Below are 13,292 nucleotides of genomic sequence, written 5' to 3'. Positions count from 1 at the left end.
GCTTCCAACGACTAGAGGGGAATGAACATGGCACTTACTCGTGAACAAATGGCACAACGCGTTGCCCGCGAACTTGAGGATGGCTTTTACGTAAACCTGGGCATTGGTATTCCAACGCTGGTGGCCAACTACGTGCCGGAAGGCATGGAAGTGATGCTGCAATCCGAGAACGGGCTGCTGGGCATGGGCCGCTTTCCAACCGAAGACGAACTCGACGCCGATATGATTAACGCCGGTAAGCAAACCGTGACGGCGGTACCGGGTGCGTCCATTTTTAACTCCGCAGATTCCTTTGCCATGATCCGTGGTGGTCATGTCGATTTGACGGTACTGGGCGCGTTTGAGGTGGATGTGAACGGCAACATTGCCAGCTGGATGATCCCCGGCAAGTTGGTGAAAGGCATGGGTGGGGCAATGGACCTGGTGGCCGGTGCCGACAACATCATTGTGACCATGACCCACGCTTCCAAGCACGGCGAATCCAAACTGCTGGCCGATTGCTCACTGCCACTGACCGGCAAGGGCTGCATCAAGAAGGTTTTGACCGACCTGGCGTGGCTTGAAATTGAAGACGGTGCATTCCACCTGAAAGAACGTGCGCCGGGCGTGTCGGTTGAAGAAATTGCCGAAAAAACAGCCGGTAAACTGATCGTGCCAGACCACGTACCGGAAATGACATTCTGATCGAATACCTGCCGTTAAGGCAGAGCGCCACAGCACCCGTGGAGCGTGAAAACCGTCGCTGGTTCAGCGACACAAGAAAACCGGTGTCATCAGGAAGGTGGCATCGGTTTTTTTGTTTCTGGCTTTTTATTCCTGTTTTCTATTCCTGCTTTCTATTAAAAGACCCTAATACAAGCCCAAACGTGGCGATTTCGGCAGGTTAGGGGGAATACTGCCGCCACCGTGGCCATCTTCTTCACGGCGCACCTGTATCGATTGCTTGGACGTTTTGTGTTCGTACATGCGTCGGTCGGCTTCGGCCATGCTTTGGTGCTTGTCACTGCTGCTCACGCCGTAGCCAAGGCCATAGCTGATGCCCGCCATGGGCCACTGACGTTGCAGGCGTGCTTCGATATCGGTAATGCAATGATTAATTTGCTGCTCCAGCTCGGTGTTATCGGCCCTTACACGGCTTCTTAACCAGACAAATTCATCACCGCCAACACGGAATAACTGGCCATCGTTGGGTAAATGCTGGTGCAGCTCTTTGACGGCTTCGATCAGAAAACGGTCGCCTTCACTGTGGCCGAGCTGATCGTTAATGCCTTTCATGCCATCAAAATCGATAAACACAATCAGATAGCGACGGTCGAGTTTCGCCATGTGTTCGTCCAGAGCAAAACGATTGCCCGCACCGGTCAAACGGTCGATATGTGCCTGGCGGGTAACGGTTCCCAGCTCCAGTTGCTTGGCGCGCAGCCACTCGGCCAGAGCCAGCAAAATACAAAGGCAATCCAACGAGAGTGCGATCAGAACCGTCATTTCAGGGTAATAGAAACCGGCTTCTGGCAGTGCGTGAGAGGCCATGTAGTAAACCAGTGAAGCACTGTAGAGCAGGTTGCCTATAAAGTAATACCAGGCCCGAACACCGTAGCGGCGCAGGTTGGCCAGCGCCACTGCCAGGCTGCACCCGACCCAAATCGACGCCATCAGATGGGCAAAGTAGAACACTGGGGTAAATGGCAGAACCAGCAACAACGGGCTGCTAACAGCACCTACCACCGCAACCGCCGTCATGACGCGGTGAAGCCTTGGATTGTGCTTTTTCAGACTGAACAGCCCGGCGGTAAACATGGCGGCGCAAGCGATCGCCGCCGGGAACAGGTACATGCCGCCGTAGCCGGTATTTACCTGCCATGGCCCAAGCGCATTAATCAGCCCAGCGGACATGGCCCAACCGACCGAATGCAGCCCCACATAACCGGCGTACCAGAAAGTCACCGGCTGACAGGTTCTCCAGAACACCACCATTGCCAGAATCGCCATCGTGAGTAACGTAAATACTGCCCCAAGCGTGGTGAAGTTGACCCATTGCTGGTGGCGAAAATAGCTCTCGGCGCTGTAAACGCTGACGGTAACCGGTGTGGTGTAGTGTTCGGCATCGATCACAACCCACAAGGTACCGGCTTGCGGCAGGCCCGGGTCTACCCGGAAGGTATGGGCGTGGGCAAGAAATGGCGCAGTTAGCGGACTGGAAACCGAAAAGTCTGCAATGGGCTGCGGCGCTTGGCCGTCGGCTTGCCAAAATGCACGACCGGTATCGACAAAGTTGCTGTTTACCACCACGTACGGAAAATCAGACGGGTTGGGGCCGGTGGCAATTTTGGCCACGAACTGGCCAGAGCGGCCGATCAGGGAGTTCACTGCTGGCTGAGCGACAGGTGATGCAATCTTGCCATTGAGCCAGGTGTTGAGCGTAGAATTTTGTACCGGGTGCCACAGTGAACGGTCGAGCAGTACCTGCCTTGAGGACGACGTGTTGTTGACCGTGCCCTTGGTGGCAGTTTCCGGGCTACCGGGCGATGCAAGGCTGGAGGGAATAACAAACAGCAGCAGGCCAAACAGCCACAGCGTGCGTTTGATGGCGTTTACTGCACTCATGGTGGCTCCTGCAACCATTCCCTTTGGATGGCCAAATCCTAACAAAGCGTCAGTAAAAGTCAGGCGTCTGCGTGATTCTTTTTGTAATTGACCGGTTGATCAACTTTGTAGCGGGTAATGGTCTTCCAACACACCTTCCAAAAGGCAAAACAGCCTGTTGCGGACTGGCACCGGCCGGCGGACTGCGAGACAATAGCTGACCGCTTGGTCGATTCGGATTTTTGGCCAGGTGGACTAATCTTGTAAGACGTATTTCACTCCACAGGTCCTCATGAACGATTTCAAACAATGGCTACGCGCCATGCCCAAAGCCGAACTTCACCTGCACATTGACGGTAGCTTGCAGGCTTCCCGTTTGTTGCAGTTGGCAGCGAAAAACGGCGTTGATATTCCTTACGACAGCGTGGAGTCGGTAGAACAGGCCTATAACTTCGAAGACCTGCAAAGCTTCCTGGATTTGTACTATCTGGGCGCTTCGGTACTGCGAGACGAGGAAGACTTCTATTTCCTTATGAAGGACTACCTCGACAAGTGCCACGAACAAAACATCATTCACACCGAAATCATGGTCGAGCCGCAAACCTACCTGCCTTATGGCGTTGCGGTTGAAACCGTGCTGGCGGGCTTCCGCAAGGCCATTGCCGAAGCCAGGGAACAGAACGGCCAGTCGGCTCTGATGATTCTCAGCATGTTGCGCCACCTGAGCGAAGACGAAGCACTGGCCATGCTCGACAGCGTGGAGCCTTTCCGTGACGATTTCGTCGGGATTGGTCTGGCCAGCTCGGAAGTGGGCAACCCGCCGGAAAAATTCGAGCGTTTGTACGCCAAGGCCAAATCGCTGGGCTACAAGTTGATTGCCCATGCGGGTGAAGAGGGGCCGCCATCCTACATCTGGGGCGCACTGGATCTGCTGCACGTCGACCGTGTTGACCACGGAGTACGCTGTGTTGAAGACGACGTACTGGTTGAGCGCTTGGTGAAAGAGCAGATTCCACTGACGGTGTGCCCGCTGTCTAACGTGCGTTTGTGCGTGTTCGACACAATGGCCGACCACAACCTGTTGGAGATGCTCGACAAAGGCCTCTGCGTAACGGTTAACTCCGATGACCCGACGTACTTCGGCGGCTTTATGAACGAGAACTTTGAGTCACTGGCAGACGAGCTGGGCATGAACAAAGAACAAGCCCTGAAACTCTCGGCCAACGGCTTCAAGGCCAGCTTCCTGAGTGATGAAGCCAAAGCAGCTTTGCTGGCCAAACTGGATGCTTTCGCCGCTGCCTGATAGCGGCTGCCTTTAAGGCACAAAGAGCAGCACCACCGCCAGCTACCGGGTAGCTGGCGGTTTCTCGTTTTGCTTGTGGTAACCTGACCTGGCTCACCGGAATTTAACCGGGCCAGAAAAGGAACAGGCACCATGGCGCTACTTACCCGGGTACGAAAAGACCCCATCCACTTCCTGCTGATTACCATCACCGCACCGGCCATATACGGTTTGATCTTGCCCGTGGTGGTTGTCGATATTTGCGTCAGCCTGTATCAGAAAATCTGTTTCCCCGCTTACCGCATACCACAGGTTAAACGCAGTAATTACCTGGCATTTGATCGTGGCAAGCTGCAATACCTGAATGCTTTCCAGAAAATTAATTGTCTGTATTGCGATTACGCCAACGGCGTCTTTGCCTACGCGGCGGAAATTGCCGGACGTACCGAATGGTATTGGTGTCCCATCAAACACCCCAAGCACGAAGACAAAGACGCCCTGCGAGTGCACGAGCATTACGACAAATTTATTGAATACGGCGACGGCGAAGACTTTCCCAAGAAACACAAAGCCCGCCGTACCGCCTGCCGAGCGTGCGAAGCGCCTTGCGACACGAAAACCAGTTAATATTGATGGAAACATAGGTCTGATGCGGGCTGCTGATGTGTTGGATGGCACTCACTGCGCTCGTTTATCCAGCCTGTGTTTTGCTGCTGTTCGGCAGCAAGCTACCTCCTACAATTCCTCGTGTAGGGTGCCGCACCGCGCACCGAATACTGCTGTGTGGCTCGTGAAAATATAGGTCTGATTCGGGCCGCTGATGTGTTGGATGGCACTCGCTGCGCTCGTTTATCCAACCTACGTTTTTCTGTTTTTCGGCTGGTGGTTAAGCGTCGTGCCGGAACCACTTGGTTGTTTTCTGAGCAATAGACCTTTGTATCATAATGTGCCTAAGGTCTGATTGTTGGCCCGTTTCACACACTCATAATCGCAATGACTTCAAATAGATCAGTGTGATTATGAAAGATAATAATAAAACCTCATATCAAACCTCTTCCGAAAGCGCTTACAACAGAAACCGAAAGCCGCGTTCTGAATTCGCAACGCGCTCGGAATATCTGGAACACGAACTTCAGGTAATGGACCCCAAACGCTGGCGTCCGAACTTGCCGTTTCGGGATTATCGTTTCGAAATCGAAGACTGGGTGCCCGCCATGGCAGCGACCATTGGCAAAATCGTTATGGTGGCAGCTGTGGTGGGAGCGTTTGCCATGCCACTGGGCTTGTCGCCCGAGTTTGTGATTGAAAACGCCCGTTTTGAAATGCTGATCGCCGCGATTCTGTTCGTGGTGTTGGTTTCCGGCTTTCTGAACCCAACCAGCAACTTGGCCGGTACTCATGGTCCGCTGATTCCCTTGATTCCATTGATTGTGGCTTCGGGCGGACACCCGATGGCACTGGGCTTAATGATTGGTGTGTTCGGTTTTATTTTGGGGATCACCAAAGGCGGCAGCCTGTTGGCCAAGCTCACCAGCAAGGGTGTTTGTGGCGGCCTGCTCTTGTATCTGGGCTTTATCGGCGTCACCGGGCAGGTGGCAAAGCTGTTTGCCTGGGCGGAGAGTTTCGACATGGCCTACATAGCCTTCGTGGTGATCATCGGCACCATCATTATGTACGCCTGGCTGGAGCACATTCAGATGCGCTGGCTGGCTATTCCACTGGGTTCTGTGTTTGCCGCTGTGGTAGCACTGGCCTTGGGTGCGCCATTTGAGTTCAAAACCGAGCCGGGCATTCCGAACCTTGATCCGACCTATTGGTGGGGTGAAAACACCGGTTGGCAACTGGGTTTGCCGGGGTTGGAGCATTTTATTGCGGTAGCGCCGTTTGCGGTGCTGGCAGTAGCCATGTGGTCACCGGACTTTCTGGGTCACCGGGTGTTTCAGGAGTTGAGCTACCCGAAAAAGACCGACAAGGTGCTGATGAACATCGACGACACCATGCTGTCGACCTCCGCTCGTCAGGCGGTAGGCAGCTTGCTGGGCGGCGGTAACCTGTCGTCTTCCTGGGGGACATATATTGTGCCGGCGGCAATTGCCAAGCGTCCGATTCCAGCGGGTGCTATTTTGACCGGTTTACTGTGCGTAGTGGCGGCTATTTGGGGTTACCCAATGGATCTGGCGATTTGGCAGCCGGTACTGAGCGTGGCGTTGATTGTTGGCGTGTTCCTGCCATTGCTGGAAGCGGGCATGCAGATGACCCGGGAAGGCAAAACCACTCAATCCGCTGCGATTGTGATTTTCTCGTCGGCGTTGGTGAACCCGGTATTTGGTTGGTCGTTGACCATGGTGCTCGACAATTTGGGCCTGATTGGCTGCAAAGAGCGGGGCAAGGAGTTGGGTCATACCGGTCGCTGGATTATTCCTGGCATCACGTTTGTGGTGCTGTGTACCGTGATGGCGATGATTGGCATGTTTCCGGGCATTCCGGCATTGATGGAGTCGTTCCGGACGCTTGCCGGGTAATCCCCTGAGAACAAAGCCCCTGAAAATAAGCACCTTGAAAACAGAGATCTTGAAAACAAAGACCCCGGCATATGCCGGGGTCTTTGTTTTTTGCAGACAGCTTTATACATAGAGCTTTATACAGACAGCTCCATGCGGGTCTGTTCAGTCGCTATTACAGCGGGCTGAAGGTCACGCTGTCGAACGCTACGGTCAGGCGAGAGTACTGAGTACCACCCCAGTTGCCCAGGCCAACAACCTGGCCAGCAGACAGCGCAATGCTCTCGGAGCCGGTCACGGTACCCACTGCGCTGCTCAGTACGGTTTGTACGCCATCAACATTGATGTAGCACTTGGAACCGTAGTCGCCGGCAACCGTGATAGAACAAGTCCAGTTGAAGGTCAGCTGAACGTCCGCAGGTACCGTCAGCTCTGCACGACGACCGCCACCATTGGCGCTTTCGTACACAGAGAAAGAGCTGCCAGACGCGGTGTAGCTGGCGTTGTCTGCGAAGGTCCAGTTGCCGCCGTCAAAGGCGTAGGAGAACGGCTCAACTTCCGCGAAGGCGATGTTGGAGAAGCTGGCGCTCAGGCGAGAGTACTGAGTACCGCCCCAGTTACCCAGGCCCAGTACCTGACCAGCGGTTACATCGATGGTCACGGTGCCATTGGCGGAACCAACCGTGTCGCTCAGGGTGGTGTTTACGCCGTCCAGCAGGTAGTAGCAGCGTGAACCGTAGTCACCGGCAACCGTGATGTTACAGCTCCAGTCGAAAGTAATCTGACCGTCAGCCTGTACGGTGATTTCAGCGCGCTTGCCACCACCAACAGAGCTCTCGAAGATGTTGAATTGGGTCTCGGTGACGTTGTAAGCCGCGCCGTCGAAAAAGCTCCAGTTGCCGCTGTTGAAGGCGTATGAGAACTCAACTGGTGGTGGCGTTTCCAGAACCAGAGTCAGGTTTTCAACGTCCAGCGGGTTAACGGTGAAAGTAACGGTTTTCAGATCGCCAGTGGCTTCATCAGTAGCGGTCAGAGTGTATTCACCAGCCGTCAGGTAAACCTTGGCGTAGCCTTGGGTGCCGTAAGTGCCACTGTTGGTTACTGCCAGTACGTCTTCGGCTGCGTTGGTGATGACGGCACCGCTGACAGGCGCGCCAGCTGCGTTCTCAACATTGATGCCGACAACAGCCAGAATGTTGCCGCTAACAACCGCACGACGAATCAGGGTGATATCGCAGTTGAAGGTCTGGCTCAGGTTGTTCAGGGTCCAGCTGTTGTTGCAGGTGGCGATCTGGTCGGACGTGGTGGTGTCGGTGAAGGTAACCGATACATTAACGTCGTCGTATTGCAGGTCGTTCAGAACGAATTCCGCCAGGTAGCTGCCATCACCCTGTTGAACAAGGTACAGCTCGCTTTCTTGCAGCGGGTTTTTCGGGCCAACCAATGCCAGAGTGGCGGTCAGGTTGTTTACACCGCCGACTTCATCAATCACTTCGGCTGGAACCGTCACAGCAATGTTGGCGTCGCCACCGTTTTCCGTCAGCTCAAACTGTACTTCGCCGTACAGAGGCACGATGTCCATGGCCAGATCGGTACCGTAGTTTACGGTCTGGGCTTCCTGCGCATCGAGAGATTTACCCACCTGAGTAGCGCCGTCATACAGGGCCAGTTCGATGGTGTGTTCGCCGGCTGGCAGGTTTACAAAGGTCTCGCTCAGGCCGGTGGTCGGGTTGATACCGAACACCTGTTCCAGGCCGCCATCTACCTGAATACCCATGGACGGGTCGGCAACCACAGCCAGTTCGTCGGTAGAGTAGGCAAACTTGAAGTAGGCCAGACGGTCGATGATGGTTACGTCGCTCAGGAAGTCACCAATGATCGGCTTGATGGTCATCTCAAGGGTGTTTTCGCCATCAATGATGGTTTCATTGCTGTAACCGGCATACTGCTGGTTGCCTTCGGTGATCAGCAATTCGAAATCGTAGTTGGCAGGAGACAACACCAGCGTCTGGTTGCTGCTGGCGACGAAAGTTTCATCGTCCAGGTTGATGGTCCAGGTAACGGTTTCAACATTGCCCGCGTTGCTGCCAGACAGAGCCGTTGCGCTCAGTTCACCACGCAGGATCTGATTGGCGGCTGCAGTACGCAACGCTTCATTACCCGCGATGTTCTGGCTCAGCAGCGCTGCAACATCGTAGTTCATGGCGACAGTCGCCTGGGTTGATTCCTGTTCATTCGAAGCAGTTTCATTGCCCGCGCCGCCACAAGCAGCAACAAGTGCTGAAACGCCAATCAAACAGCCCAAGCGGGCTGGATTAAACGACAACATATTCCACACCTTTTGTTTGAAATTTCCAGTACGTCTTTGGCGCCGAAAACAACGGCTCAAAAACGGAACCCGGAGCTCATACGAGTCCTTCGGCGGAATATGCGCCTGCGTAACGTTAAGTCAATATGTGTAATTGATATGTGACTCAATGTAATCAAAATAAGATTAACAATGGTTCAATAAAAGACTGTTAAATAAACATAGGCACGAAAACACCTGGTGCTCGACAGAAGTGCAGAAGCTCTCGTCGTGTTCGCTTGTGGGTAGGTGGGTGCTTTGATTGATCCAAAAAAATAAACAAATACAACGCTGGTTTCGACTGAAAATGCGATATTTTTCAATTTGTTAGACAGGCATCAGCTTTGTTGGTGGTTTTGAGGATTTTCGGTTTGGCCTGTGGCGTCGCTCTTGTTGTAAAACTCTTTTACGTTCGCCATGAACTGAATTGTCATACTGTAACATTCAGCCCAGGCGCAGGCCGAAGTGCCAGCCAATCTCGCAACCAGTAAAGAGCCACTATGAGAGAACAAGCAGCAGCCATCCCGACCAATATCATCACCGGCTTTCTGGGTGTAGGGAAAACCACCTCGATCAATTCGTTGCTGGCAAACAAGCCTGACGGCGAAAGCTGGGCGGTACTGGTGAATGAATTCGGTCAGATCGGTATCGATCAGGAAATGATGCCAGACCAAGACGGTTTGCATGTAAAAGAGCTGGCGGGTGGCTGCATTTGCTGTGAGCTAGGGCCATCGCTTCACAAAACCGTAAAAGCCCTGATTGAACAGGCCAAACCGGATCGCTTGATTATTGAGCCAACAGGCATAGGTCACCCTGAAGGCATCATCGACACCCTGATGGGGCCGGCTTTCAAGGACAAGCTCGACCTACGCGCTACCATCTGTTTGCTTGACCCGCGCTCACTGGGGCTGGAAGAAGTGGTCGGCAGCGAGATTTTCCACGACCAGCTCAATCTGGCCGATGTAGTGCTGATCAATAAATGTGATTTGGCCGACCCGGCACAGGTAGACGTGGTGGAAGAAAGCCTGAACAGAATGTTCCCGCCCAAACAGCATATTGGTCGCATTACCCGCGGTAATATCAGCCTGGAATTGCTGGACCTGGTGCGTAACGGCGAGCTGAAATCGCAATTTTCGCAAGCCCACACGCACAATCACAGTCATGGCGACCATCATGGGCATTCTCACGAAAAACATGACCATCACTGTGATGAGCATTGCGATCACTCTCATAGCCATAACAGTCACCACCATTCCCACAACCATTCTCATAGCCAGGAACCGGAAGCCGTCGCCGAACCGGGCAAGCCCATTTGCAAAACCGGTAACGGCAGTGGCTTGCACAGCTGCGGCTGGATATTCCACCGCGAAGACTGCTTCGATTACTGGGCGCTGGAAGAAATTCTAAACAATATTGAAGGCATCAGCCGCATCAAAGGCGTGATCAGAATCGGCCGCGATTGGGTGTTCTACAACCGCGTAAACAACGAATATGATTTCGACAAAGTCGCCTACCGCCGTGACAGCCGTATTGAAATCATCAGTCCGCGAGAGCTGGATTGGCAAGCCATTGAAGCCGCCATGCTGGGGTGCTTGACGAAGGGCTAAGCCAAGCGAGTTTGATGGGCGCAAGCTCACATCCTATGTGTGAGCATGCTTCCTGATGAGCCGTCGTGAGATTCCCAGAGCATGGTTCGGGAAAATATTTGTAGGTCAGATAAAGGCGCGAAGCGGCTGCCATCTGACGTGGTGTGCTCACTGGCGCAGTGTGTTGGATGGCACTTGCTGCGCTCGTTTATCCAACCTACAGTCCGCCAGTCGAAAGGCCTCTGGAAAATTATTTGGCGACTCGTAGGGAGGCTGTGGGAGTGAGCTTGCTCACGATGTTTTGAGTACATCGGCAGCAAGCTACCTCCCACCAGTTCAAATCAAACCGTTATGTAGGGTGCGCACTGCGCACCGGAAACCTCAATCAAACCAACCGCTTGTCTCCCAGTTGATGGTGCGGCGCGTCCAGCTGCTTGGCTTGTACCGCAAGCGCGTTTTTCTGCGCCAGCTCATCCAGGTTATTAATCACCAAATCCGGCTCAATGCCCCAAGGGTCAAACACCGCATCCGGGTTGCGTTTAACCCATGCCCCTCGCATGCCCGCAGATTTGGCGCCGATCACATCAAACGGGTTACCCGAGATCAGCCAGCTCTGCTGCGCCTGACTGCCCGCCTCACGCATAAAATGGGCATAGACGCCGGGGTTGGGTTTGAACGAGCGTAAGTCATCGACGCTGACAACCCCTTCGAAGAAATCCAGTAGCTCGGCTTGCTCCAGTAGTTTGGTTACATCTGCCTGCTGGCCGTTAGAGAAGGCAAATAACCGTGCATCGGAATCGCTCAGTCGGCGCAGTGCGGGCAGGGCATCTTCAAAGGCAGGTAGCTTGTTGTAGGCATCGAGCCAAGCGCTACGTGTGTCGACTGGAACATCCAGCTTGAATTGCTGAATACAAAACTCCAACGCTTGCTCGGTGACCACAGAAAACGGCGCATAGTTTTGCATCAGACCACGACGGAAGCTGTATTCCAGCTGCTTCTGTCGCCAGCTGTCGGCCAAAGCCGGAGCGAGATCACCAATGGCGTGGGCCATCAGATTGGTTACACCACGGGTATCAATGAGTGTGCCGTAAACATCAAACGCCAGCACGGTGTGAGATTGATGGGGCATACAGACCTCCTGATTCTTCAGGTATTACTGATTCGCTGTGTCAGACAGTTGTTATTTTAGGTTGGTTCTGGGAGTGTGTGACCTGTTTGGGATTGCTGCAATTGTGGCGCATTGCTACCGTTTATTCACCTTGATGTACGCAGGCAAAATACCTTGGCAATAGTCAGTGTAAGACTGGATCAGGCGTTGATTGAAAAAGCGACCATTATGGGAAAGGCGCTTAATCGTTCGGCACCAAAACAGATTGAGCATTGGGCCAAAATTGGCGAAATGATGGAAGATAATCCGGATTTGCCTTACGAGTTTGTAAAGCAGGCGACAATTGCTCGGGCGGAAAAAGAGGCGGCCACGCTTGAGTCTTATGACTTTGGCTAGACCGGCTTACCTTTTGATCCGCAATAATCTTAAAAACACATAACGATTAATCAGAGTGCCAACCCCGATTCCCAGTGTATAGGCCACCAGATCGCTGACACGAAAGCCAAACCCCAGTACCAGACCGCCGATGGTGGTGGCGCGAATGCTGTCGATCCAGTCAGCGTGGTAAAACTGCGAGAATTCAATCCCATAGGAAAATAGCAAGGCTGCTGCAACCTGACTGCGGAATTTCCAATTCGGGGTAATCAGACAAACGCCAAAATACACCATCACTGCCCAAAGAAAGTCACCCACGTAAACATGGAAAAACTGGGGTAAATCCAGCGCAGGGGAGCGGGTGGATAGCCCCAGAACGATGGTGATCACGCAGGCGGTGGTGTAGATAAGGATTCGTTTTGACATTGAGTTATTAACGTTGGAGTTGAAGGGCTGGCTGGAGGCGGCATACCGGAAGCCAGTCCCTCTTAACCTAAGGGGTGGTCCGTGATGGAAACGAATTTCTCATGTTGTGATCGGCCTTGTTGAAACCGCCATCTCCAAAACGGTCTTTGAATATGTAGCACTACCATCAGCTTTTCGTGCCTTCCCTTCGTCGAAAACATATGCAATAAGCACTCTTGCACCAGGGCGAAATAATTTTCTGTCGCTTTTGAGTTTTGGGTAAATACTTTCAGTAACAGTTGTTCCGTCCTCAAGTTTTAAAACAAAGCTATTTACCTGATCTCCCCAGCGTGCATCCTGACCAGCAAAATAAGTTTCATCTATGACTCCAGATATGATTTTGGTTTTTATCGGCTTTTTTATCAAACGTTTCACCTTCGCCAAAAAGTCATCGTTTTTCTCAAACTCACTTTTGATAGTTGCCCACCACTCCGGGGAACCAAAAAGGCCATGCGAGCCTTTGAGTCCCGAGCGTGGTCTATTTGAATCAAGTGTCAGCGCCTGAACCAATCTGATGCGTTCTGGATTTTTCTTTAGATCCTCGACCAGCTCGTATACGAGCTTCATCTGAGAATCGACGGCATTAAGGTCTAAAAACATATGTGTGGAATCCGGTAACGAGCTAGCGCCGAGTGCATGCGCAATTTTTGGCGTGGCGTTTTGTGCTAGCGTAGCGGCCAACAAAAAATTGAGCCGTGGAATAAATTGTCCGCTGGCACGTATTGTTATGTGAGTTACTTAATATGGCCACTTTTGCCACGCTGAGTAGTTTTAATGTGTTCTGATAGCGGCTGGTCAGGATACTTTTTGAACCCACTAACTTTTTTGTACTTTTCACCACTTAGAACTTCACTTTCGGTGCATATGATTTCATCTTCACTGATGCTTCCACTTAACAAACTTAGCTTCCTGTGTTCTGTGATCCTCACCCGCTTTTCCGGACACATTGCAGTTATCCATTTATCGCCTCGTACTCTAACGGACTCATGTATCCCAAGCCAGAGTGCAGACGAGTTCTGTTGTAGAAGCGATCAATATACTGTTT

The 13,292-nt window shown here is 52.8% G+C and carries 12 protein-coding genes; 6 read left to right on the top strand and 6 right to left on the bottom strand.

The window, feature by feature from the left end; genetic code table 11:
• Window positions 1-27 precede the first annotated feature (27 nt).
• The gene (locus G516_RS0113390) at window positions 28-684 is read left to right on the top strand and encodes a CoA transferase subunit B (RefSeq protein ID WP_028294073.1); all 657 of its coding nucleotides are present in this window, start codon (window positions 28-30) and stop codon (window positions 682-684) included.
• A 165-nt stretch (window positions 685-849) separates the two neighbouring features.
• Here G516_RS0113390 and G516_RS22510 read toward each other — a convergent pair whose 3' ends face one another.
• On the bottom strand, window positions 850-2,604 hold the full coding sequence (locus tag G516_RS22510) for a sensor domain-containing diguanylate cyclase (RefSeq protein ID WP_051219423.1): 1,755 nt from the start codon (window positions 2,602-2,604) through the stop codon (window positions 850-852).
• A 271-nt stretch (window positions 2,605-2,875) separates the two neighbouring features.
• Between G516_RS22510 and G516_RS0113380 the strand changes: the two genes are divergently transcribed.
• The 3 genes from G516_RS0113380 (at window position 2,876) to G516_RS0113370 (ending at window position 6,387) form a co-directional block, all read left to right on the top strand.
• Complete coding sequence (locus G516_RS0113380) at window positions 2,876-3,886, top strand: adenosine deaminase (protein WP_028294072.1); 1,011 nt, start codon at window positions 2,876-2,878, stop codon at window positions 3,884-3,886.
• Window positions 3,887-4,018: 132 nt separating this feature from the next.
• A complete protein-coding gene (locus G516_RS22505) occupies window positions 4,019-4,492 on the top strand; it encodes a hypothetical protein (RefSeq protein WP_051219422.1) in 474 nt (157 codons plus the stop codon).
• Between the two features lie 392 nt (window positions 4,493-4,884).
• Window positions 4,885-6,387 (top strand): DUF3360 family protein, encoded by a 1,503-nt coding sequence (locus G516_RS0113370; protein WP_051219421.1) that lies wholly within the window; start codon window positions 4,885-4,887, stop codon window positions 6,385-6,387.
• A gap of 154 nt (window positions 6,388-6,541) precedes the next feature.
• Here G516_RS0113370 and G516_RS0113365 read toward each other — a convergent pair whose 3' ends face one another.
• Entirely contained in the window at window positions 6,542-8,695 is a 2,154-nt protein-coding gene (locus tag G516_RS0113365; RefSeq protein WP_028294070.1) for a hypothetical protein, read from the bottom strand.
• Between the two features lie 518 nt (window positions 8,696-9,213).
• Between G516_RS0113365 and G516_RS25180 the strand changes: the two genes are divergently transcribed.
• Complete coding sequence (locus tag G516_RS25180; RefSeq protein ID WP_028294069.1) at window positions 9,214-10,320, top strand: CobW family GTP-binding protein; 1,107 nt, start codon at window positions 9,214-9,216, stop codon at window positions 10,318-10,320.
• A 364-nt stretch (window positions 10,321-10,684) separates the two neighbouring features.
• Here the strand turns inward: G516_RS25180 and G516_RS22500 are convergent, their stop codons facing one another.
• Window positions 10,685-11,428, bottom strand: a complete 744-nt coding sequence (locus G516_RS22500; RefSeq protein ID WP_084645060.1) for a haloacid dehalogenase type II — start codon at window positions 11,426-11,428, stop codon at window positions 10,685-10,687.
• A 153-nt stretch (window positions 11,429-11,581) separates the two neighbouring features.
• Here G516_RS22500 and G516_RS0113345 point away from each other — a divergent pair, with 153 nt between their 5' ends.
• On the top strand, window positions 11,582-11,803 hold the full coding sequence (locus G516_RS0113345) for a TA system antitoxin ParD family protein (protein ID WP_028294068.1): 222 nt from the start codon (window positions 11,582-11,584) through the stop codon (window positions 11,801-11,803).
• Between the two features lie 6 nt (window positions 11,804-11,809).
• Here G516_RS0113345 and G516_RS0113340 read toward each other — a convergent pair whose 3' ends face one another.
• From G516_RS0113340 to G516_RS25280, 3 genes are all read right to left on the bottom strand, one after another.
• The gene (locus G516_RS0113340) at window positions 11,810-12,208 is read right to left on the bottom strand and encodes a ribosomal maturation YjgA family protein (protein ID WP_028294067.1); all 399 of its coding nucleotides are present in this window, start codon (window positions 12,206-12,208) and stop codon (window positions 11,810-11,812) included.
• 99 nt (window positions 12,209-12,307) lie between these two features.
• Window positions 12,308-12,814, bottom strand: a complete 507-nt coding sequence (locus tag G516_RS0113335; protein ID WP_211225123.1) for a hypothetical protein — start codon at window positions 12,812-12,814, stop codon at window positions 12,308-12,310.
• 385 nt (window positions 12,815-13,199) lie between these two features.
• Window positions 13,200-13,283, bottom strand: a complete 84-nt coding sequence (locus tag G516_RS25280; protein ID WP_407635453.1) for a hypothetical protein — start codon at window positions 13,281-13,283, stop codon at window positions 13,200-13,202.
• Between the last annotated feature and the right edge of the window lie 9 nt (window positions 13,284-13,292).

This window comes from Oceanobacter kriegii DSM 6294, assembly GCF_000422845.1.
GTDB classification, from domain to species: Bacteria; Pseudomonadota; Gammaproteobacteria; order Pseudomonadales; family Oceanobacteraceae; genus Oceanobacter; species Oceanobacter kriegii.
Note: the sequence above shows the minus strand (reverse complement) of the source record. Positions and strands in the feature narration are given on the sequence as shown.